General features: G+C 51.9%; 19 protein-coding genes. 11 read left to right on the forward strand and 8 right to left on the reverse strand.

The genetic code is table 11. The annotated features are described in order from the left end of the window. Position 1 precedes the first annotated feature (1 nt). The 4 genes from purB (at position 2) to EOS97_RS23320 (ending at position 4,835) form a co-directional block, all read left to right on the forward strand. Complete coding sequence (purB, locus tag EOS97_RS23305) at positions 2-1,372, forward strand: adenylosuccinate lyase (RefSeq protein ID WP_000423766.1); 1,371 nt, start codon at positions 2-4, stop codon at positions 1,370-1,372. A gap of 126 nt (positions 1,373-1,498) precedes the next feature. After that, on the forward strand, positions 1,499-2,170 hold the full coding sequence (gene phoP, locus EOS97_RS23310; protein ID WP_001537766.1) for a two-component system response regulator PhoP: 672 nt from the start codon (positions 1,499-1,501) through the stop codon (positions 2,168-2,170). Next, positions 2,170-3,633, forward strand: a complete 1,464-nt coding sequence (phoQ, locus tag EOS97_RS23315) for a two-component system sensor histidine kinase PhoQ (protein WP_079987743.1) — start codon at positions 2,170-2,172, stop codon at positions 3,631-3,633. The genes phoP and phoQ overlap by 1 nt, the downstream gene beginning before the upstream one ends. 80 nt (positions 3,634-3,713) lie before the next feature. Beyond that, positions 3,714-4,835 (forward strand): cupin domain-containing protein, encoded by a 1,122-nt coding sequence (locus EOS97_RS23320; protein ID WP_000456516.1) that lies wholly within the window; start codon positions 3,714-3,716, stop codon positions 4,833-4,835. A gap of 39 nt (positions 4,836-4,874) precedes the next feature. On the opposite strand, the gene EOS97_RS23325 is transcribed toward EOS97_RS23320, so the two are convergent. After that, positions 4,875-6,209, reverse strand: a complete 1,335-nt coding sequence (locus tag EOS97_RS23325; RefSeq protein WP_000944534.1) for a hypothetical protein — start codon at positions 6,207-6,209, stop codon at positions 4,875-4,877. Positions 6,210-6,212: 3 nt separating this feature from the next. Then, positions 6,213-7,442 carry a peptidase T gene (gene pepT / locus EOS97_RS23330; protein ID WP_000359412.1) on the reverse strand — a complete coding sequence of 410 codons (1,230 nt, stop codon included), beginning with the start codon at positions 7,440-7,442 and terminating at the stop codon, positions 6,213-6,215. 250 nt (positions 7,443-7,692) lie between these two features. Between pepT and potA the strand changes: the two genes are divergently transcribed. The 5 genes from potA (at position 7,693) to potD (ending at position 13,181) form a co-directional block, all read left to right on the forward strand. Further along, complete coding sequence (gene potA, locus EOS97_RS23335; protein WP_000531607.1) at positions 7,693-8,829, forward strand: spermidine/putrescine ABC transporter ATP-binding protein PotA; 1,137 nt, start codon at positions 7,693-7,695, stop codon at positions 8,827-8,829. Then, positions 8,813-9,676 (forward strand): spermidine/putrescine ABC transporter permease PotB, encoded by an 864-nt coding sequence (potB, locus tag EOS97_RS23340; RefSeq protein ID WP_000799391.1) that lies wholly within the window; start codon positions 8,813-8,815, stop codon positions 9,674-9,676. The genes potA and potB overlap by 17 nt, the downstream gene beginning before the upstream one ends. Before the next feature lie 328 nt (positions 9,677-10,004). Beyond that, complete coding sequence (gene sifA, locus EOS97_RS23345; RefSeq protein WP_001805122.1) at positions 10,005-11,015, forward strand: SPI-2 type III secretion system effector SifA; 1,011 nt, start codon at positions 10,005-10,007, stop codon at positions 11,013-11,015. A gap of 315 nt (positions 11,016-11,330) precedes the next feature. Further along, entirely contained in the window at positions 11,331-12,110 is a 780-nt protein-coding gene (potC, locus tag EOS97_RS23350; protein WP_000580299.1) for a spermidine/putrescine ABC transporter permease PotC, read from the forward strand. Between the two features lie 24 nt (positions 12,111-12,134). Next, complete coding sequence (potD, locus tag EOS97_RS23355; protein WP_000759335.1) at positions 12,135-13,181, forward strand: spermidine/putrescine ABC transporter substrate-binding protein PotD; 1,047 nt, start codon at positions 12,135-12,137, stop codon at positions 13,179-13,181. An 81-nt stretch (positions 13,182-13,262) separates the two neighbouring features. On the opposite strand, the gene cobB is transcribed toward potD, so the two are convergent. From cobB to lolC, 5 genes are read right to left on the reverse strand one after another with little or no spacing between them, the layout of a single operon-like run. Further along, positions 13,263-14,084 carry a Sir2 family NAD+-dependent deacetylase gene (gene cobB / locus EOS97_RS23360; protein WP_001191856.1) on the reverse strand — a complete coding sequence of 274 codons (822 nt, stop codon included), beginning with the start codon at positions 14,082-14,084 and terminating at the stop codon, positions 13,263-13,265. An 18-nt stretch (positions 14,085-14,102) separates the two neighbouring features. After that, positions 14,103-15,014 (reverse strand): N-acetylglucosamine kinase, encoded by a 912-nt coding sequence (nagK, locus tag EOS97_RS23365; protein WP_000291318.1) that lies wholly within the window; start codon positions 15,012-15,014, stop codon positions 14,103-14,105. A 28-nt stretch (positions 15,015-15,042) separates the two neighbouring features. Then, the gene (gene lolE, locus EOS97_RS23370; RefSeq protein ID WP_000168092.1) at positions 15,043-16,287 is read right to left on the reverse strand and encodes a lipoprotein-releasing ABC transporter permease subunit LolE; all 1,245 of its coding nucleotides are present in this window, start codon (positions 16,285-16,287) and stop codon (positions 15,043-15,045) included. Further along, entirely contained in the window at positions 16,287-16,988 is a 702-nt protein-coding gene (gene lolD / locus EOS97_RS23375; protein ID WP_001033714.1) for a lipoprotein-releasing ABC transporter ATP-binding protein LolD, read from the reverse strand. The genes lolE and lolD overlap by 1 nt, the downstream gene beginning before the upstream one ends. After that, positions 16,981-18,180 (reverse strand): lipoprotein-releasing ABC transporter permease subunit LolC, encoded by a 1,200-nt coding sequence (gene lolC, locus EOS97_RS23380; RefSeq protein ID WP_001518787.1) that lies wholly within the window; start codon positions 18,178-18,180, stop codon positions 16,981-16,983. The genes lolD and lolC overlap by 8 nt, the downstream gene beginning before the upstream one ends. Before the next feature lie 337 nt (positions 18,181-18,517). Between lolC and mfd the strand changes: the two genes are divergently transcribed. Then, positions 18,518-21,964, forward strand: coding sequence for a transcription-repair coupling factor (gene mfd / locus EOS97_RS23385; RefSeq protein WP_001114328.1), 3,447 nt, complete (start codon positions 18,518-18,520; stop codon positions 21,962-21,964). A gap of 147 nt (positions 21,965-22,111) precedes the next feature. After that, positions 22,112-23,077 (forward strand): L,D-transpeptidase family protein, encoded by a 966-nt coding sequence (locus EOS97_RS23390; protein WP_000482958.1) that lies wholly within the window; start codon positions 22,112-22,114, stop codon positions 23,075-23,077. A gap of 96 nt (positions 23,078-23,173) precedes the next feature. Here EOS97_RS23390 and bhsA read toward each other — a convergent pair whose 3' ends face one another. Next, the gene (bhsA, locus tag EOS97_RS23395; RefSeq protein WP_000800159.1) at positions 23,174-23,431 is read right to left on the reverse strand and encodes a multiple stress resistance protein BhsA; all 258 of its coding nucleotides are present in this window, start codon (positions 23,429-23,431) and stop codon (positions 23,174-23,176) included. Positions 23,432-23,614: the final 183 nt, after the last annotated feature.

Raw genomic sequence — 23,614 nt, forward strand, 5'->3', positions numbered from 1 at the left:
TATGGAATTATCCTCACTGACCGCCGTTTCCCCTGTCGATGGACGCTACGGCGATAAAGTCAGCGCGCTGCGCGGAATTTTTAGCGAATACGGTTTGCTGAAATTTCGTGTACAAGTCGAAGTACGTTGGCTGCAGAAATTAGCCGCGCACGCAGCGATCAAGGAAGTTCCTGCTTTTGCTGCCGACGCAAACGGTTACCTGGATACGCTTGTTGCAAACTTCAACGAAGAAGATGCCGCGCGCATTAAAACCATTGAGCGTACGACTAACCATGATGTGAAGGCAGTTGAGTATTTCCTGAAAGAAAAAGTGGCTGATATCCCGGAACTGCATGCCGTTTCCGAGTTTATCCACTTCGCGTGTACGTCAGAAGACATCAACAACCTGTCTCACGCGCTGATGTTGAAAACCGCTCGCGACGAAGTAGTCCTGCCATACTGGCGTAAGCTTATCGACGCAGTGAAAGATCTGTCCGTACAGTATCGCGATATCCCTCTGCTCTCCCGCACCCACGGCCAGCCGGCAACACCTTCCACTCTGGGTAAAGAGATGGCGAACGTGGCGTATCGGATGGAGCGTCAGTTCCGCCAGCTCAACCAGGTGGAGATCCTCGGTAAAATTAACGGCGCCGTAGGCAACTATAACGCGCATATCGCCGCCTATCCGGAAGTTGACTGGCATCAGTTCAGCGAAGAGTTCGTCACCTCGCTGGGCATCCAGTGGAATCCTTACACCACCCAGATTGAACCGCATGATTATATTGCGGAACTGTTTGACTGTATCGCGCGCTTTAACACCATCCTGATCGATTTCGATCGCGATGTCTGGGGCTATATTGCGTTGAACCATTTCAAACAGAAAACCATCGCCGGGGAGATCGGTTCTTCTACCATGCCGCATAAAGTTAACCCCATTGACTTTGAAAACTCAGAAGGCAACCTCGGTCTGTCTAATGCAGTGTTGCACCATCTGGCAAACAAACTGCCGGTTTCCCGCTGGCAGCGCGATCTGACCGACTCAACCGTTCTGCGTAACCTGGGTGTCGGCATCGGCTATGCGCTTATCGCTTATCAGTCCACCCTGAAGGGCGTCAGCAAGCTGGAAGTAAACCGCGATCATCTGCTTGACGAACTGGATCACAACTGGGAAGTATTAGCCGAGCCGATCCAGACCGTCATGCGCCGCTATGGTATTGAAAAACCCTATGAAAAACTGAAAGAGTTGACCCGTGGCAAGCGTGTTGATGCCGAAGGAATGAAACAGTTTATTGATAGTCTGGCCCTGCCGGAAGCAGAAAAAACGCGCCTTAAAGCCATGACGCCGGCAAATTATATCGGTCGCGCTGTGACTCTGGTCGACGAACTTAAATAATGCGTGCCTCACCCTCTTTTCTTCAGAAAGAGGGTGACTATTTGTCTGGTTTATTAACTGTTTATCCCCAAAGCACCATAATCAACGCTAGACTGTTCTTATTGTTAACACAAGGGAGAAGAGATGATGCGCGTACTGGTTGTAGAGGATAATGCATTATTACGCCACCACCTGAAGGTTCAGCTCCAGGATTCAGGTCACCAGGTCGATGCCGCAGAAGATGCCAGGGAAGCTGATTACTACCTTAATGAACACCTTCCGGATATCGCTATTGTCGATTTAGGTCTGCCGGATGAAGACGGCCTTTCCTTGATACGCCGCTGGCGCAGCAGTGATGTTTCACTGCCGGTTCTGGTGTTAACCGCGCGCGAAGGCTGGCAGGATAAAGTCGAGGTTCTCAGCTCCGGGGCCGATGACTACGTAACGAAGCCATTCCACATCGAAGAGGTAATGGCGCGTATGCAGGCGTTAATGCGCCGTAATAGCGGTCTGGCCTCCCAGGTGATCAACATCCCGCCTTTCCAGGTGGATCTCTCACGTCGGGAATTATCCGTCAATGAAGAGGTCATCAAACTCACGGCGTTCGAATACACCATTATGGAAACGCTTATCCGTAACAACGGTAAAGTGGTCAGCAAGGATTCGCTGATGCTTCAACTGTATCCGGATGCGGAACTGCGGGAAAGTCATACCATTGATGTTCTCATGGGGCGTCTGCGGAAAAAAATACAGGCCCAGTATCCGCACGATGTCATTACCACCGTACGCGGACAAGGATATCTTTTTGAATTGCGCTAATGAATAAATTTGCTCGCCATTTTCTGCCGCTGTCGCTGCGGGTTCGTTTTTTGCTGGCGACAGCCGGCGTCGTGCTGGTGCTTTCTTTGGCATATGGCATAGTGGCGCTGGTCGGCTATAGCGTAAGTTTTGATAAAACCACCTTTCGTCTGCTGCGCGGCGAAAGCAATCTGTTTTATACCCTCGCCAAATGGGAAAATAATAAAATCAGCGTTGAGCTGCCTGAAAATCTGGACATGCAAAGCCCGACCATGACGCTGATTTACGATGAAACGGGCAAATTATTATGGACGCAGCGCAACATTCCCTGGCTGATTAAAAGCATTCAACCGGAATGGTTAAAAACGAACGGCTTCCATGAAATTGAAACCAACGTAGACGCCACCAGCACGCTGTTGAGCGAAGACCATTCCGCGCAGGAAAAACTCAAAGAAGTACGTGAAGATGACGATGATGCGGAGATGACCCACTCGGTAGCGGTAAATATTTATCCTGCCACGGCGCGGATGCCGCAGTTAACCATCGTGGTGGTCGATACCATTCCGATAGAGCTAAAACGCTCCTATATGGTGTGGAGCTGGTTCGTATACGTGCTGGCCGCCAATTTACTGTTAGTCATTCCTTTACTGTGGATCGCCGCCTGGTGGAGCTTACGCCCTATCGAGGCGCTGGCGCGGGAGGTCCGCGAGCTTGAAGATCATCACCGCGAAATGCTCAATCCGGAGACGACGCGTGAGCTGACCAGCCTTGTGCGCAACCTTAATCAACTGCTCAAAAGCGAGCGTGAACGTTATAACAAATACCGCACGACCCTGACCGACCTGACGCACAGTTTAAAAACGCCGCTCGCGGTTTTGCAGAGTACGTTACGCTCTTTACGCAACGAAAAGATGAGCGTCAGCAAAGCTGAACCGGTGATGCTGGAACAGATCAGCCGGATTTCCCAGCAGATCGGCTATTATCTGCATCGCGCCAGTATGCGCGGTAGCGGCGTATTGTTAAGCCGCGAACTGCATCCCGTCGCGCCGTTGTTAGATAACCTGATCTCCGCGCTCAATAAAGTTTATCAGCGTAAAGGGGTGAATATCAGTATGGATATTTCACCAGAGATCAGTTTTGTCGGCGAGCAAAACGACTTTGTCGAAGTAATGGGCAACGTACTGGACAACGCTTGTAAATATTGCCTGGAGTTTGTCGAGATTTCGGCTCGCCAGACCGACGATCATTTGCATATTTTCGTCGAAGATGACGGCCCAGGCATTCCCCACAGCAAACGTTCCCTGGTGTTTGATCGCGGTCAGCGCGCCGATACCCTACGACCAGGACAAGGCGTGGGGCTGGCTGTCGCGCGCGAGATTACGGAACAATACGCCGGGCAGATCATTGCCAGCGACAGTCTGCTCGGCGGCGTCCGTATGGAGGTCGTTTTTGGCCGACAGCATCCCACACAGAAAGAGGAATAAACATTTCTGCGCGTTCTTCCACGCATCTCGTTAAGCATCCGTTATAATCGGTGTCAGATACCAGCCTGCGGATACTTAACATGGAATACCAATTAACTCTTAACTGGCCCGACTTTCTTGAACGCCACTGGCAAAAACGCCCGGTGGTCTTAAAACGTGGGTTTAGCAACTTTATCGATCCGCTCTCGCCGGATGAGCTGGCGGGGCTGGCGATGGAAAGCGAAATCGACAGCCGTCTCGTTAGCCATCAGGATGGCAAATGGCAGGTCAGCCATGGCCCTTTCGAAAGCTACGATCATCTGGGTGAGAGCAACTGGTCGCTGCTGGTACAGGCGGTAAACCACTGGCACGAACCCACCGCCGCCTTGATGCGCCCGTTCCGCGCTCTGCCGGACTGGCGTATCGACGATCTGATGATCTCCTTTTCCGTTCCCGGCGGCGGCGTTGGCCCGCATCTGGATCAGTATGATGTGTTTATTATCCAGGGAACCGGTCGCCGTCGCTGGCGCGTGGGTGAAAAGCTGCAAATGCGTCAGCACTGCCCACATCCCGACCTGTTACAAGTCGAACCGTTCGAGGCCATTATTGATGAAGAGCTGGAGCCGGGCGACATTCTGTATATTCCGCCAGGATTCCCGCATGAAGGCTATGCGCTGGAAAACGCCATGAACTATTCGGTCGGTTTTCGCGCGCCCAATAGCCGTGAGTTGATCAGCGGTTTTGCCGATTACGTCCTGCAACGGGAGTTGGGCAATACATACTACAGCGATCCGGATATGCCGTCCCGCAAGCATCCGGCGGATATCCTGCCGCAGGAGATGGATAAACTGCGTAATATGATGCTCGATTTGATCAATCAACCCGCGCATTTCCAACAGTGGCTTGGCGAGTTTCTCTCTCAGTCACGCCACGAACTGGATATTGCGCCGCCGGAGCCGCCGTATCAGCCTGATGAAATTTACGATGCCTTAAAGCAAGGCGAGGTATTAGTACGTCTCGGCGGGCTTCGCGTATTGCGTATCGGCGATGAGGTCTATGCGAATGGCGAAAAAATAGACTCTCCGCATCGCCCCGCTCTGGAGGCGCTCGCCAGTCATATTGCACTGACCGCTGAAAACTTCGGCGATGCGCTGGAAGACCCGTCCTTCCTCGCGATGCTGGCGGCACTGGTGAATAGCGGGTACTGGTTCTTCGAAGGATAAGAACATCGCAATGCCCGGCGACCGCCGGGCTGACGCAAACTATCCACAACGATCGCCGCCAGGTTTGGCGAAATCGTTATATTGCGGATCGCCCGGATAAATCGAGTGGGCCATTCGATGGCGAAATGACATTTGCCGATAGCGCCGCGCCAGTACGTTATCTCCAAGACCTTCGGCAATATTAGCCAGTTGCTGTAATCGTTCATACTGCATCTTTGCTGGATAAGCTACGGCATCAAGCGTAAAGGCGCGTTCCGCAAAGTCTTTTGCTTGTTCAAGCTGTTGATTATTCTTATAAAGCAGCGAAATACCATACAACACCATTGATACGTCAGACTGCCGACGTTTATATTCTTCCAGCAATGGGAGATAGAGGGAAGTACTGTCCAGGTCGATGTTTTCGGGCAAATAAAAGCGTAATCGTGATATTACCGTCGCCATTGGCGTTAAACGGCTCTGGTAATACGCGATAAGTTTAAGGTAGAGATCTTTCGCTTCCTTATAATGATGGCCCTGTGCATAAAAGCCAGCAAGATTATTGCTGTCAACCGTCATTTCGCCGAATTCGGCGCCATAAAGCGTTTGCTTAATTTTTAGCGCCTGACTTAGCGCATTAATCGCCTCGCTAATATGCCCTGCATTATAAGCAATATCCGCTTTCTGCTGCAAAAAAGAGGCGACGCGCTCACGATTATCCCAGGTTTTATCCCGTAAAATAACGTTCAGCCACTGCCGCTCCGTTGCGTCTATCTTCGCCAAATAATAGGCTTTACGCGCACTATCACATTCGACATCCCGCTCTTCCAGCGCATCAGAATAAGCGTCGCGCATCCTGTTTAAGGTATAAACCAATGCCTCCGTCGATGCCTTTTTGTCTTTAAGACGCCACGTTAATGCCTGCTCTTGCCAGGCTATCCGCTGACGGTAATCAACCTTGATCTCGTATCGCCACTGCTCTGTAGATGAATACTCTATATGGCGATCGTCACTGTAAACATTAAAGGCCGCAAGGTGTTCAAACATATCGGCCCGATCGCCCGGATAAGTGCCCGCCGGAAATGTTTTCATGATTGCCCGCGCTCGCAGCAGCATTTGCGGCGTTAATTCAGGTTTACCCAGCCATTGATAAATATCGCTTTGTAATAGCAGGCTACGAACAAGCTGTATTGAGCGTTTGCCATATTGCCGCGAGGCCAGCCTCACCGCATCATCAATAAACGTCATGCAGGTTTCATCGCCGGTCATAAAACATGCTGCAGATTGTTGCTGGCGCTGGGACCAGGAAGGCGGATATTCGGCGCTCCAGGCAGAAAAATTGATGGCGGAAAATATCCCGCCATAAATAATAAAACGCTTCACCACAATGCGTAACATTCGCTACTGGCCGCGCTTCGCCGTCAGCTCCGCGATACGTACAATCACCTGTACCGCTTTTTCCATCCCCTCCAGCGTCACAAACTCATGTTTACCATGATAGTTATATCCGCCGGTAAAGAGATTAGGACACGGCAAGCCCATAAACGACAGTTGCGCCCCGTCTGTACCGCCGCGAATCGGTTTCATCTCCGGCGTAATATGACAGTCGCGCATGGCCTGCTGGGCGATATCGAGAATATGCGGATGCTCAACCACTTTTTCGCGCATATTGTAATAACTGTCTTCAATCACCAGTTCGATATAGCAGTCCGGATGCAGCCCCTTGCCGACTTTTTTGGCAATCTCCATCATTTTGCGTTTACGCGCTTCAAACTGCTTACGGTCGAAATCGCGAATGATGTAGTGCATTTCGGCCCGGTCAACGGTGCCTTTCATGCTGGCCAGATGATAAAACCCTTCGTAACCTTCAGTGGTTTCAGGCGCTTCATCCGCCGGCACTTCCGCGTGAATCCTCGCCGCCAACGACAGCGCATTGACCATCACACCTTTCGCCGTACCAGGATGCACGTTATTGCCGACGATTTTGATATTCACCGAGGCGGCATTGAAGTTTTCAAACTCCAGTTCGCCCACGCCGCCGCCGTCGACCGTATAGGCCCACTGCGCGCCAAATTCCTCGACATCGAAGTGCTTCGCGCCTTTCCCTACCTCTTCGTCAGGCGTAAACGCCACTTTAATGTCGCCGTGGGGAATAGGATTACCTTTCAGCACCGCCAGCGCGGTCATGATCTCCGCAACACCGGCTTTATCGTCCGCGCCCAGCAATGTCTTACCATCGGTAGTAATCAGCGTCTGTCCCAGTAATTGATGCAGTACCGGGAACATCACGGGTGACAACACCTCATCGCCAATCCCTAATGCTATATCGCCGCCGCGATAATTCTCGACAATCTGCGGATTAACGTTTTTACCGCTGAAATCCGGAGAGGTATCCACATGGGAGATAAAACCAATGGCGGGAATATCCCCCTCAACATTGGCCGGGAGCGTCGCCATCAACGTCCCTTTTTCACTTAATGTAATGTTAACCAGCCCCATCTCTTCGAGCTGCTGTTTGAGCAAACGTAGTAACTTCCACTGCCCCTCAGTGCTGGGAACCTGCCGAACACCCGACTTTGATTGGGTATCCAGCGATACGTAGTGTAAAAAACGCTCAAGTAGTTTATCCATGCAGTCACCCTCACTTTTCGTGACAACATTATTAATAAGCAAGAAAAGACAAATATTGCGTCAGGTCACTTTTATCCCTGCAAACAAGAATATTTCACTTTGACACGCTTTCTGACTATAAAGCTAAGTCAGTAATTCGCAACAAGGATTGGCGATCACAGTGGTTTGCCGTAGAATGACCGCCCTCATTAAGAGTGATTAAGGTGGTTAACCACAAACCCCGCAGCGGTCAGCCATCCGTTGCGTTTACATGGGACAGAGTAAGAAATTGAATAATCAACCGCGTTCGCTTTCACCGCTGGTGCTTTTGTCTGGAATTAGCAAAAGTTTCGATGGCAAAGAGGTCATTTCGCAACTGGATTTGACCATTAACAATGGCGAATTCCTCACACTGCTTGGCCCTTCCGGCTGTGGTAAAACAACCGTTCTTCGCCTGATTGCCGGCCTGGAAACCGTTGATGCCGGGCATATCATGTTGGATAACCAGGATATCACCCACGTTCCCGCCGAAAATCGTTATGTAAATACCGTATTTCAAAGCTACGCTTTATTTCCGCATATGACGGTGTTTGAAAATGTCGCGTTTGGCTTACGAATGCAAAAAACGCCAGCCGCCGAGATAGCGCCTCGCGTGACCGATGCGCTGCGTATGGTGCAGCTTGAAGAGTTTGCACAACGTAAACCGCACCAGCTTTCCGGCGGACAGCAGCAGCGTGTGGCTATCGCTCGCGCGGTGGTGAATAAACCTCGCCTGTTATTACTGGATGAATCGCTTTCCGCGCTGGACTATAAATTGCGCAAACAAATGCAGAACGAGCTTAAAGCATTACAGCGTAAACTCGGTATCACGTTTGTTTTTGTCACTCACGATCAGGAAGAAGCGCTCACCATGTCCGATCGTATCGTGGTAATGCGTAATGGCGTGATTGAGCAAGACGGCACGCCGCGTGAAATCTATGAAGAGCCAAAAAACCTGTTTGTCGCCGGTTTTATCGGCGAAATTAACCGCTTTGACGCGACCGTCATTGAACGGCTTGATGAACAGCGCGTCCGCGCCAGCGTAGAAGGTCGGGAGTGCAATATATACGTCAATTTCGCTGTCGAACCGGGCCAAAAACTGAACGTCCTGCTGCGACCGGAAGATCTACGCGTCGAAGAGATCAACGATGATAACCACATCGAAGGGCTTATCGGCTACGTGCGCGAGCGCAATTATAAAGGTATGACGCTGGAGTCGGTGGTTGAACTGGAAAATGGCAAAATGGTGATGGTCAGCGAATTCTTCAACGAAGACGATCCTGACTTCGACCATTCACTTGACCAAAAAATGGCCATTAGTTGGGTAGAAAGCTGGGAGGTCGTACTGGCTGATGAAGAACACAAGTAAATTCCAGAATGTAGTGATTGTCACTATCGTCGGTTGGCTTGTGTTGTTTGTTTTTCTGCCCAACCTGATGATCATTGGCACCAGCTTTCTGACCCGTGACGACGCCAGTTTCGTCAAGATGGTCTTTACGCTGGATAACTACGCACGCCTGCTCGATCCGCTCTATTTTGAAGTGCTCCTGCACTCTCTGAATATGGCGCTGATCGCCACCCTCTCCTGCCTGGTGCTGGGCTATCCTTTTGCCTGGTTCCTGGCGAAGTTACCGGAAAAGATACGTCCGTTATTGCTGTTTTTGCTGATTGTTCCTTTCTGGACCAACTCACTGATCCGCATCTATGGGCTAAAAATATTCCTGAGCACTAAAGGCTATCTCAATGAATTCCTGCTGTGGCTGGGCGTGATTGATACGCCGATTCGCATCATGTTCACCCCGAGCGCCGTTATTATCGGCCTGGTTTACATTTTGCTGCCGTTTATGGTCATGCCGCTCTACTCCAGCATTGAGAAGCTCGACAAACCGCTACTGGAGGCCGCACGCGATCTCGGCGCCAGTAAAATGCAAACGTTCATCCGCATCATTATTCCATTAACCATGCCGGGCATTGTCGCCGGTTGCCTGCTCGTGATGCTACCGGCAATGGGCCTGTTCTACGTCTCCGATTTAATGGGTGGCGCGAAAAACCTGCTGATTGGTAACGTCATTAAGGTACAGTTCCTGAATATTCGCGACTGGCCGTTTGGCGCGGCGACCAGCATTACGCTGACCATTGTGATGGGACTCATGCTGTTGATTTACTGGCGGGCTTCCCGCTTATTGAATAAGAAGGTGAGTGATATAAGCGATTAATTGCGCAACGCTAACAAATCCACACGCATCCAGGCATGAAGTTTATTCAAGGGTAAACTTCATGCCTCCGGCATAAAAAACGCATGAAAGCAGTTGCCGCCAGTATTGCAAATCTACAGCATCATCCGCGCCAGGCCTTCTTTTATTTTTACCTGTAGCGACGCTATCACAGACAGTAATGCGTTTATACGCGAAGCTCTCAGGTTTTATACTGATTGCCAGTCTCTTTTAAAAATTATATTACATCCGATGCGCCCGCAGTTGAGATAAAAAGGGTCGATTTAATCAATTATGTAGTCATTTTTACTCCAGTATAAGTGAGATTAATATGCCGATTACTATAGGGAATGGTCTTTTAAAAAGTGAAATCCTTATCAATCCCCCAGGGAATACGAAAGAAACATGTTGCAAAGTTTTATGGGAAAAAATTAAAGACTTCTTTTTTTCTACTGGCAAAGCAAAAGCGGACCGTTGTCTACATGAGATGTTGTTTGCCGATTGTACCCCCACACGAGAGCGGCTTACAGAGATTTTTTTTGAGTTGAAGGCATTAGCCTGCGCATCGCAAAGAGATAGATTTCAGGTTCATAATCCTAATGAAAATGATGACACTATTATTCTTTGCATCATGGATCAAAACGAAGAGAACGAATTGTTACGTATCACTCAAAATACCGATGCCTTTACCTGTGAAGTCATGGGGAATGCTTATTTTTTAATAAAAGATCGCCCCGATATTTTAAAACCGCATCCACAAATGACGGCCATGATTAATACAAGATATAGCGAAATCGTAGATTACCCCCTCCCTTCGACATTATGTCTCAACCCTGCTGGCGCGCCGACATTATCGGTTCCATTAGACAACATAGAGGGGTATCTATATTCTGAATGGAGAAAAGGAAATTTAGATGAGTGGAAAACGCAAGAAAAGGTAACCTACTTGGCAGCGAAAATTCAGTCTGGGATTGAAAAGACAACGCGCATTTTACAGCATGCGAATATATCCGAAAGTACTCAGCAAAACGCATTTTTAGAAACAATGGCGATGTGTGGATTAAAACAGCTTGAAATACCACCACCGCATACCCACATACCTATTGAAAAAATGGTAAAAGAGGTTTTACTGGCGGATAAGACGTTTCAGGCGTTCCTCGTAACGGATCCCAGCACCAGCCAAAGTATGTTAGCTGAGATAATCGAAGCCATCTCTGATAAGGTTTTTCACGCCATTTTTAGAATAGACCCCCAGGCTATACAAAAAATGGCGGAAGAACAGTTAACCACGCTACACGTTCGCTCAGAACAACAAAGCGGCTGCTTATGTTGTTTTTTATAAAATCAGACGACGCTTTCTCAGACGTCACGTTCAGGGTTTACTCACGTACTTCCTGTTTGCCTACAGAGTAACCTCTTGCCTGGCGCAATAATGCCGCATATGACCGGATCGGATGAGAATAGTCATTTAAATGGCCTTTTTTTCCCGCTCGTCTGGCAATTTGTTGTAAAATTCGCGGCTTCAAGCGGCAGCTTGCTTCTTCCTTGCTGCTGATAACCGCGAGACGTTTTGGAGAGATTTTGGAGAAGAGAAAAAATTGATCATTTTCAATACTCTAAAAGCACCCCATCCTCTGAATAAGAAGGTGGAACTTGAATGATCGGTCGGCTGCTCCGTGGCGGTTTCATGACTGCCATCTATGCGTATCTGTATATTCCCATCATTATTCTGATCGTGAACTCCTTCAACAGTTCGCGGTTCGGCATTAACTGGCAGGGCTTTACCACTAAATGGTACGAACTCCTGGTCAATAACGACAGTCTGTTGCAGGCCGCTCAACATTCACTGACGATGGCGATTTTTTCAGCGACCTTCGCCACGTTGATTGGCTCGTTAACCGCGGTGGCGCTTTATCGCTACCGCTTTCGCGGGAAGCCATTCGTCAGCGGGATGCTGTTTGTGGTGATGATGTCGCCGGATATCGTGATGGCGATCTCCCTGCTGGTGCTGTTTATGTTACTCGGCATTCAACTGGGCTTTTGGTCGTTGCTGTTCTCGCACATCACCTTTAGCCTGCCGTTTGTGGTCGTCACGGTCTATTCGCGCCTGAAAGGCTTTGATGTCAGAATGCTGGAAGCCGCAAAAGACCTGGGGGCCAGTGAGGTAACGATTTTACGCAAAATCATTCTGCCACTGGCGATGCCGGCGGTGGCGGCGGGCTGGTTGCTGAGCTTTACGTTGTCGATGGACGATGTAGTAGTCTCGTCGTTTGTCACCGGGCCGGGCTATGAAATTTTACCCTTAAAGATTTATTCCATGGTAAAAGTCGGCGTTTCACCAGAAGTGAACGCGCTGGCGACCGTTTTATTGGTGCTGTCTCTGGTAATGGTCATTGCCAGCCAGCTTATTGCTCGTGATAAAACCAAGGGCCGATAAGGCCCGTAATTCAGGGGACGTTAAATGAAAAAATGGTCACGCCACCTGCTCGCGGCGGGCGCCCTGGCGCTGGGTATGAGTACCGCTCATGCCTCCGACAACGACACGCTCTATTTCTATAACTGGACTGAGTATGTGCCGCCGGGCCTGCTGGAACAGTTCACTAAAGAGACCGGCATTAAGGTGATTTATTCGACCTACGAGTCGAACGAAACCATGTATGCCAAACTCAAAACCTATAAAGATGGCGCGTATGACCTGGTTGTTCCTTCTACATACTATGTCGACAAAATGCGCAAAGAAGGCATGATTCAGAAGATCGATAAGTCGAAATTAACCAATTTCCACAACCTCGATCCGGAAATGCTCAACAAACCGTTTGACCCCAACAACGATTATTCTGTTCCGTATATCTGGGGCGCAACGGCGATTGGCGTGAACAGCGATGCTATCGATCCAAAAACCATTACCAGCTGGGCTGACTTGTGGAAACCGGAATATAAAAACAGCCTGCTTTTAACCGACGATGCGCGAGAAGTTTTCCAGATGGCGCTGCGCAAGCTAGGTTATTCCGGTAACACTACCGATCCGAAAGAGATCGAAGCGGCATATGAAGAGTTGAAAAAACTGATGCCGAACGTAGCGGCCTTCAACTCCGATAATCCGGCGAATCCGTATATGGAAGGGGAAGTCAACCTGGGGATGGTGTGGAACGGTTCGGCCTTCGTTGCTCGTCAGGCTGGCACGCCGCTGGAGGTCGTCTGGCCGAAGGAAGGCGGTATTTTCTGGATGGATAGCCTGGCTATTCCGGCGAACGCGAAAAATAAAGAGGGCGCGCTGAAGCTAATCAACTTCCTGCTGCGTCCTGACGTCGCGAAAGAGGTGGCAGAAACCATCGGCTACCCTACCCCCAACCTGGCGGCGCGTAAGCTGTTAAGCCCGGAGGTCGCCAATGATAAGTCGCTCTATCCGGATGCGCAAACCATCAGCAAAGGCGAGTGGCAAAACGATGTCGGCGACGCCAGCGCCATTTATGAAGAGTATTATCAGAAGCTAAAAGCAGGACGCTAATTCAGCCAAAGCGCCTGTCGGGCCTACAGATGAACGTAACGTGAAATGTAGGCCGGATAAGGCGTTACCGGGCAAACAGCACTACAGCCCTTTCAGGAATTTATCAACAAATTCCGGCACAACCTGGCTTGCCGGGCCGTAGTGCTTCTCTTCAAACTCGCTGCCGACCTGGCTTGGCTCAAGATTTAGTTCCACCGTATGTGCGCCGTGCAGTTTTGCTTCATGCACAAAACCCGCAGCCGGATAGACATGACCGGATGTGCCAATGGCGATAAAAATATCCGCCATCGACAGCGCCATATAAATTTCATCCATGCCAAGCGGCATCTCGCCAAACCACACCACGTGCGGACGTAGCGGCGCCGGGAACTGGCAGCAGTGACATTTATCTTCCGGCATCACATCGCCGTTCCATTCCAGAATTTGGCCGCTTTGCGAACAGCGCACCTTCAACAGCTCGCCATGCATATGAATGATGTTGCGATTGCCCGCGCGTTCATGCAAATTGTCGATGTTTTGCGTCACCAGCAAAAAGCGATCGCCAAGCGCTTCTTCAAGCTTCGCTAACGCCAGATGCGCCGCATTGGGTTGTATTTCAGGCTGTTGAAGCTGCTGACGGCGGGCATTATAAAATGTCTGCACCAGCCCCGGATTACGGGCGAATCCTTCCGGCGTTGCCACATCTTCAACCCGATGCTCTTCCCAAAGGCCATCCGCCGCGCGAAACGTACGAATACCAGACTCTGCAGAAATTCCTGCACCTGTAAGGACTAATACTCTTGGGTTTTCCATCATTTCCGGCACCACTCTGTCTCTGAAAAAGATCCGCTGGCGCAGACGTTCACGCAACAGACGTTTATTTTTACGAAAGCGGCTTAATCGATGAAACCGACGCGACTGCATAACAACCTCTTTTTTTGATTAGTCGGTAAGATGTAAAAAAGCAGCACCGCGCATCCCACCTGCATCCCCATGCCGCGCACGCTCAATGCGCGGCGCGCGGGCAACAGGGAGGAGATGGCGCGGCAGTCTTTCCGCCAGTTGCGTTGTTATTGCCGTAAAGTTCGATAGTCCGCCGCCGATCACCAATAAATCGGGATCGACAATCGTCAGTATATTCCCCAGACAAACCGCCAGTAAATCCAGATAGCGCTCAACATGCGCGTGTGCCCGCTCATCGCCTTGCTCCCACAACGCGATAATCTCCGGCGCCTGCAGCGATTGATCATAATAATGCTGATATAGCCACGCAAACCCGCGCCCGGACAGATAATTCTCAATGCAGCCCATCTGACCGCATCCACAACGGCGGAGAGGAAAATCAAACCCCATCAACGTTAGCGCGTCAATCGGCAAACGCATATGACCAAACTCGCCGGTGATATAGCTCTGACCGGTAATCGGCTTCCCGTTTAGCACCAGGCCGCCGCCGACGCCGGTGCCGAGGATAAGCCCCATAACCAAAGGATATTGCGTGAATTCATCATCCCAGGCTTCGGACAAGGCAAAACAGTTAGCGTCATTGTCCAGACGCACATCGCGATCCAGTCGGGCGCTGAGATCGGCGCGCAACGGCTTACCGCTGGCTGCCGGGACATTCGCGGCGTACAGCGTGCCGTCTTCGGTTTCCGGCATACCGGGTATGCCAATCCCTACCGACCCTTTTACGCCAAATCGCTGGTCGGCTTCCGCGACCAGTTCGCACACAGCGTCTAAAAAGGCACCATAGCTGGCATGAGGCGTGGGAACCCGTTTTTCCCACTGTAGCCGCCGCGTTGAGTCAAATACGCCTAACGCAATCTTTGTTCCGCCAATGTCAAACCCGTAATACATCACCGCTCCTTGTTTTTATATTCCGCGATTACTGGCCGCTCAATACTCGCGCAGGGTCAATGTTGCTCGCCCGCCGCGCCGGATACCAGCTCGCCAGTAAGCTTAACAACAACGCCGTGACCAGTACGTAAACAACGTCCAGCCAATGTAATTCGGATGGCAGGAAGTCGATAAAATAGATATCGCCGGACAAAAACTGATGCCCGATCTCCTTTTCAATCCCATTAATAATGGCGGTAAGCTGAAGCGAAACGACAACGCCGATCGCCACGCCAATCAAGCTGCCCAGCAAGCCCGCCAGTAGTCCGTACCAGACGAAAATGGCACGAATCAAACCATCTTTCGCCCCCAGCGTTCTTAATACCGCAATGTCGCCGCTTTTGTCTTTTACCGCCATCACTAAGGTGGAAACGATATTAAAACAGGCCACGCCGATCACCAGAATCATCGCCAGATACATAATGGCGCGAATCATCTGGATATCGCGATACATATAGCCGTAGGTGCCGATCCAGCTCTTAATGTAGACATAGCTGTTAGTCACTTCACCCGCATCACGCACCAGTTTGTTCGCATTAAACACGTCGTGGACTTTAAGCGCGATACCGGAAACGCTGGACCCCATATCCAGATACTGCTGCGCATCCTCAAGCGGGATCATGGCGAAGCTGTGATCGAGCTGGCCGCTCAGTTGCAGAATCCCGATGACATGCAAACGCACGCGTTTGGGCTGGAGCAGCTTATGGTCGGCATTCGCATTGGGGATCATGATGGACACCCAGTCGCCCTGTTTCACGTTCAGCGCATCGGCGACGCCTTTACCGATAATGATCTGCTGCTCGCCCGCTTTGAAATGATCCCAGGCGTGATTTTGCACAAATGACGGTAACGCGCTAAGCTGCTGCTCTTGCTTAGGGTCGACGCCTTTAACCTGAATGGCGCGCAAATTCGCCCCGCTCTCTACCAGGCCGGTAAAATTGATATACGGCGCGGCGGCGGCAATGCCCGGCACCTTCTGCACTTTTGCCAGCGCTTCACGCCAGTTGGTCCACGGCTGATTGACCGCTTCAATCTCCCCGTGCGGAACCACCGCCAGAATACGGTTATTCAACTCGCGTTCGAAACCGTTCATCGCGCTTAAACCGACAATCAATACCGCCACGCCCAGCGCGATACCGATGGTAGAAATGACGGAAATGAGCGAAACCATACCGCCGCGCCGCCGTCCACGGCTGAAACGCAAGCCAATTAACAATGATAAAGGCGACGCCATTACTCCGCCCCCATCAGGCTCAGTTCCGCCGTCAGGCGGCCATCGCGCATCTCAAGCTGGCGGCTCATACGTTTCGCCAGTTGCAAATCGTGAGTCACCACCAGAAACGCGGTTCCCTGCAGACGATTTAACTCGCCCAGAAGCTCAAAAATACTGTCGGCATTACGCGCATCCAGATTACCGGTCGGCTCATCCGCCAGTACCAGACGCGGGTTATTCACCAACGCGCGCGCAATCGCGACACGCTGGCGCTCACCGCCGGAAAGTTCCGAAGGTCGATGGGTTGCGCGATGCTCCAGCCCTACGGCGTGCAGCATTTCTCGCGCCCGAGCGTCAATCTCCGCCGGTTTCTTTTTGCCAATCAATAATGGCATCGCCACGTTTTCCAGCGCCGTAAAATCCGGCAGGAGATGATGAAACTGATAGATAAACCCCAGTTTCTGGTTACGTAATTCCGCTTTTGCCGCAGAAGAGAGTTTGCTCATCGGCTGGCCGCTAAAAATCACATCGCCAGAGGTAGGCGTATCCAGCCCGCCTAACAGATGCAGCAACGTACTTTTACCCGAACCGGAACTGCCGACGATCGCCATCATTTCGCCTTCGCCGATACTGAAGCTGACATCGTGCAACACGTCGGTTTGTACAGTGCCTTCCTGATAGCGTTTGCACAGGTTGTCGCATTGCAACAGGATCTTATTCATAACGTAAAGCCTCAGCGGGTTGAGTGGCGGCAGCGCGCCAGGAAGGATAAAGCGTAGAAAGCAGCGCGATGGCCATTGCCACCAGAGCGATAACGATCACCTGTAACGGCTCTATCGCCACGGGCAACGCAGCGCCATCCAGAAACGCGCCGATGATCGGCATCAGGTTATTCAGTTGGCTGGCAAGCAATGCGCCCAGCGCGGCGCCCAACAGCGCGCCGATAATCCCGGCGCTGGCGCCCTGCACCATAAAGACCATCATAATTTGTCGCGGCGTCAGCCCTTGAGTTTGTAAAATCGCCACTTCGCCCTGCTTCTCCATGACCATCAGACCCAACGAAGTAATAATGTTAAAAGCCGCGACCGCCACGATGAGGCTCAGCAACAATCCCATCATGTTCTTTTCCATGCGCACAGCCTGGAACAACTCGCCTTTGCGTTCGCGCCAGTCCTGCCACTTAGTGCCTTGCGGCAGCGTCTGTTGGCTGAGGGTATCGACTTGCAGCGGTTCATCCAGCCATAGACGCCAGCCGGTAATATTGCCTGCCGGATAGCGCATTAAACGCGACGCGTCCTGAATATTGACCAGCATTTCATAGCCATCGACCTCGCTATTGGCGGCAAATGTGCCAATCACCGTAAACAGACGCTGGCTGGGCAGACGTCCCATTGGCGTAAACTGGCTGGCAGATGGCACCATTAGCCGAATCTGATCGCCACGGTTGACCCCTAACTGTCCGGCGAGCTGCTCGCCGAGGATGACATTATACTTACCCGGCTGTAATTCGCTTTGCTTCACATTGACCAGATACGGCGTTAACGGATCTTTTTGCGCCGGATCGATACCCAACATCACGCCAACCGCAACGCTACGCGCGCTTTGCAGTACGACATCGCCCGTCGTCAGCGGCGCAATACGGTTAACGCCTTGCAGATTCACCGCTTTTTCCGGCATCTGATTCGGGTTAAGAGAACCATGTTCAGCAGAGAGGATGGCCTGAGGCATCAAACCAAGAATGTTATTTTGCAGTTCGCGCTCAAAACCGTTCATCACCGACAATACCGTGACCAGCGCCATCACCCCCAGGGTAATGCCGATAGTGGAAAGCCAGGAAACGAAGCGACCGAAGCGATCTGCTGCACGCCCGCGCATGTAACGCAGGCCGATGAATAGAGCGACAGGTTGATACATGTAATCCGTCTGGTTGCTGTTAGCAAAGTCCCGAGTATATAAGCGAAAGCGGAATGCGTAAATGTCTGAACCGTAAGAGTTCGTCAGCGCTATTCTGAAAAAGGCCGACAAATCAAGTCACTTACATGTTCATACTTTACCTGTTCGACGTGTTATCCGGCGGATTCAATTTGCTAATAAACAACGATCGCGGATAATAAAGAACATTGCTTATCAGTCATATGCCCCTGAATACCTGAGTCCTTCATGCTGTCCCGGCGCGCAGCCAACCATGAAGCAGCCTGAAGGGTGACGCGTAGAGTGCGGCGTAAAACAAAAAGAGATACTGACAACCGTTATGCCTGAAAAACAACGTTACACGCTGCCGACAAAAGCGGGCGATCAGCGCCAGTTGGGCGAACTTACCGGTGCCGCCTGCGCTACGCTGGTGGCGGAGATAGCCGAACGCCATGCCGGTCCGGTGGTACTCATAGCGCCTGACATGCAAAATGCTCTGCGATTGCATGATGAAATCCGCCAGTTTACCGATCAGATGGTCATGAACCTGGCGGACTGGGAAACGCTACCGTATGACAGCTTCTCCCCGCATCAGGAAATTATCTCTTCGCGTCTGTCCACGCTCTACCAGTTGCCGTCGATGCAGCGCGGCGTCTTGATTGTACCGGTAAACACCCTGATGCAGCGCGTTTGTCCGCATAGCTATCTGCATGGTCATGCGCTGGTGATGAAAAAAGGCCAGCGGCTGTCCCGCGACGCTCTGCGCGCGCAGCTTGACAGCGCCGGTTATCGGCATGTCGATCAGGTGATGGAGCATGGCGAATACGCGACGCGCGGCGCGCTGTTGGATCTCTTTCCGATGGGCAGCGAACAGCCTTATCGCCTCGACTTTTTTGATGATGAAATCGACAGCCTGCGTCTGTTTGACGCGGATACCCAGCGTACGCTGGAGGAGGTCGAGGCCATCAATTTGTTGCCCGCGCACGAATTTCCTACCGACAAAGCCGCTATTGAGCTTTTCCGTAGCCAGTGGCGCGATACCTTTGAGGTAAAACGCGACGCCGAGCACATCTATCAGCAGGTCAGCAAAGGCACCCTGCCCGCCGGGATCGAATACTGGCAGCCGCTCTTTTTCAGCGAACCGTTACCGCCATTATTTAGCTATTTCCCCGCCAATACTCTGGTGGTGAATACTGGCTCGCTGGAAACCAGCGCCGAACGCTTTCAGGCCGATACGCTGGCGCGTTTTGAAAATCGCGGCGTCGATCCTATGCGCCCGCTTTTGCCGCCGGAAGCCCTCTGGCTACGGGTAGATGAGCTCTTTTCCGAGCTTAAACGCTGGCCTCGTCTCCAGCTTAAAACCGACCATCTGCCGGAAAAAGCCGCCAATACCAATCTTGGTTTCCAGAAATTACCGGATTTGGCTATCCAGGCGCAGCAGAAAGCGCCGCTGGACGCGCTGCGTAAATTCCTCGAATCTTTCAGCGGTCCGGTGATTTTTTCGGTGGAAAGCGAAGGACGCCGCGAAGCGCTGGGGGAGCTCCTGGCTCGCATAAAAATCGCGCCGAAGCGGATATTACGCCTGGACGAGACGCAGGATGCGGGACGCTATCTGATGATTGGCGCCGCAGAACATGGCTTTATCGACACCCAACGCAATCTGGCGCTGATTTGTGAAAGCGATCTCCTGGGTGAACGGGTCGCGCGTCGCCGCCTGGATTCCCGTCGTACGATCAACCCGGATACGTTGATTCGTAACCTGGCGGAGCTCCACGTCGGTCAACCGGTAGTGCATCTGGAGCACGGCGTCGGACGCTATGCCGGCATGACCACTCTGGAGGCTGGCGGCATCAAGGGTGAATATCTGATGCTCACTTACGCCAATGACGCCAAACTGTATGTGCCGGTCTCCTCATTGCATCTGATTAGCCGCTATGCCGGCGGCGCGGAAGAAAGTGCGCCTCTGCATAAACTGGGCGGCGACGCCTGGTCGCGCGCCCGGCAGAAAGCGGCGGAAAAAGTGCGCGATGTCGCAGCGGAACTGTTGGATATTTATGCGCAACGGGCGGCAAAAGAGGGTTTTGCCTTTAAGCATGATCGTGAGCAGTATCAGTTATTCTGCGACAGCTTCCCGTTTGAAACGACGCCCGATCAGGCACAGGCGATTAACGCCGTATTGAGCGATATGTGCCAACCGCTGGCGATGGACAGGCTGGTGTGCGGCGACGTCGGCTTCGGCAAAACCGAAGTGGCGATGCGCGCCGCGTTCCTGGCGGTGGAAAACCATAAACAGGTGGCGGTACTGGTGCCGACTACGCTGCTGGCGCAGCAACACTATGACAACTTCCGCGACCGTTTCGCCAACTGGCCGGTACGCATTGAGATGCTGTCTCGCTTTCGCAGTGCCAAAGAGCAGACGCAAATCCTGGCGGAAGCCGCCGAGGGTAAGATCGATATTCTGATCGGTACGCATAAACTGCTACAAAGCGATGTGAAGCTGCGCGACCTCGGCCTGCTGATTGTCGATGAAGAGCACCGTTTCGGCGTGCGCCACAAAGAGCGAATTAAGGCGATGCGCGCCGATGTCGATATTCTGACGCTCACGGCGACGCCGATCCCGCGGACGCTGAATATGGCGATGAGCGGTATGCGCGATCTCTCCATTATCGCCACTCCCCCTGCCCGTCGTCTGGCGGTAAAAACCTTTGTCCGCGAGTATGATAGCCTGGTAGTAAGGGAAGCGATTCTGCGTGAAATCCTGCGCGGCGGTCAGGTTTACTATTTGTACAATGACGTCGAAAATATTCAGAAAGCCGCAGAGCGGCTGGCGGAACTGGTGCCGGAAGCGCGAATCGCTATAGGCCACGGGCAGATGCGCGAACGTGAGCTGGAACGGGTCATGAACGATTTCCACCATCAACGTTTTAACGTGCTGGTGTGTACTACCATTATCGAAACGGGGATTGATATCCCCACCGCGAACACGATCATCATTGAACGCGCGGATCATTTCGGCCTCGCGCAGTTGCACCAGCTGCGTGGCCGCGTAGGGCGCTCGCACCACCAGGCCTACGCCTGGCTGTTGACGCCACATCCTAAGGCCATGACCACCGATGCGCAAAAACGGCTGGAGGCGATTGCGTCGCTGGAGGATTTAGGCGCCGGGTTTGCGCTGGCGACCCACGATCTGGAGATCCGCGGCGCGGGCGAACTGCTTGGCGAAGAGCAAAGCGGCTCAATGGAAACCATTGGCTTCTCACTCTACATGGAACTGCTGGAAAACGCCGTTGATGCGCTGAAAGCAGGCCGCGAACCCTCGCTGGAAGATCTCACTAGTCAGCAAACGGAAGTCGAGCTGCGAATGCCGTCGTTACTGCCGGATGATTTTATTCCGGATGTTAATACCCGGCTGTCATTCTATAAACGCATTGCCAGCGCGAAGAACGAAAACGAGCTGGAGGAGATCAAAGTGGAATTGATCGATCGCTTCGGCCTGCTGCCCGATCCGGCGCGTAATCTGCTGGATATCGCCCGCCTGCGCCAACAGGCGCAAAAGCTCGGCATCCGAAAACTGGAGGGTAACGAGAAAGGCGGAACGATTGAGTTCGCCGAGAAAAACCACGTTGACCCCGCCTGGCTTATCGGGTTGCTGCAAAAACAGCCGCAGCATTTCCGTCTGGATGGTCCGACGCGCCTCAAGTTTATTCAGGATTTAAGCGAACGTAAAACGCGTATAGACTGGGTACGCCAGTTTATGCAGCAACTGGAAGAAAACGCTATTGCATAAGCGTCAGGCCGGGCGTCATTACTCTGCGTCCGGCCTAATCTTTACAAATTCTTTGCACTTCCCTGCAGTTCCAGACACAGCCAGCCGCCATAATTCTTATTTCCTCTTTTATAAAAATAACCACATAATAATCATGGGTTTATTATAATGTTCAACAATACGCGACTCTCTCGCTGGTGGGCGTTGTTTGCGCTTACCGCGACCATCATGCTTGCCCTTCCCGCGCAGGCGAATACGTGGCCTCTTCCACCCCCCGGCAGTAGACTGGTGGGAGAAAATAAATTCCATGTCGTTGAAGACGACGGCGGCTCGCTGGAGGCGATCGCCAAAAAATATAACGTGGGCTTTTTAGCCCTGTTACAGGCCAACCCCGGCATTGATCCTTACGTGCCACGCGCAGGCAGCGTGCTGACGATTCCGCTGCAAACGCTGCTACCGGACGCGCCACGTGAAGGTATCGTCATTAACCTCGCGGAATTACGGCTTTACTATTATCAACCGGGGAAAAATACGGTCACGGTCTACCCTATCGGGATTGGCCAACTAGGCGGCGATACCCTGACGCCAACGATGGTGACGACCATTTCGGATAAACGCGCCAATCCAACCTGGACGCCGACCGCCAATATTCGCGCCCGTTATAAAGCGCAAGGCATCGATCTCCCCGCCGTGGTGCCTGCCGGTCCCGATAACCCAATGGGGCATCACGCGATTCGTTTAGCGGCCTACGGCGGCGTCTATCTGTTACATGGCACGAATGCCGATTTTGGCATTGGTATGCGCGTCAGTTCCGGCTGTATCCGTCTGCGCGACGGTGATATAGAGGCATTGTTCCGTCAGGTCACGCCGGGAACCAAAGTGAATATTATTAATACGCCGATTAAAGCCTCGGTGGAGCCAGGCGGCGTGCGACTGGTGGAAGTTCATCAGCCGCTGTCTAAAAATATAGGCGACGATCCGCAGGTGTTGCCGATTGTGCTGAATGGCCCGATGCAGACCTTTAAGGACGCGCCGCAGACCGACGCCGCGGTGATGGAACATGTTATGGAAGTGCGCTCCGGAATGCCGGTGGATGTAACCCGTCAAGCAGAGGCGAAACCGCAGTCGCTGTAAGCGTGAATAGCTGACCGACAAAAAAGCCTCGCGATGCATCGCGAGGCTTTCTCTTTTTATTGTGGCAATCGCAGCGGCATTAATGAGGGTTAATGCTTACTTATAGATTACCGCCGTACCGTGGAGGGTATTCGGGCCGGTAACAGAGGTAATACGGAAAGACTTCGCCCCCATCTCCTGCGCTTTTTGCGCCAGCTGATCTTCCAGCGAGCCCAGATTCGTGCCGCCATTCGCGGAAATGGTGCCGAACTTCTGTTGACCTTCTGGCGTTGCCTGAACTTCAACGGCGGCGAAGCTGGCGAATGAGAGCGAACTCAGTACCGCAGCAGCGATGAGGGTTTTTACGTTTTTCATAGTGATGACCTTTAGCAGATGAATGGGTGTCGTAAGCATTAACTTAACGATCGATAAGTTAATCATAGATGTGATCTACATCACACGTCAACTTCTTTTTATAATGATCGTTATATAATTTATAAAGATGTTATTTTTCATGTGAATAGAATTGATTTATTTTTCTAATGAATACTCTGGAGC

This window comes from Salmonella sp. SSDFZ54 (assembly GCF_004010735.1).
Taxonomy (GTDB): domain Bacteria; phylum Pseudomonadota; class Gammaproteobacteria; order Enterobacterales; family Enterobacteriaceae; genus Salmonella; species Salmonella enterica.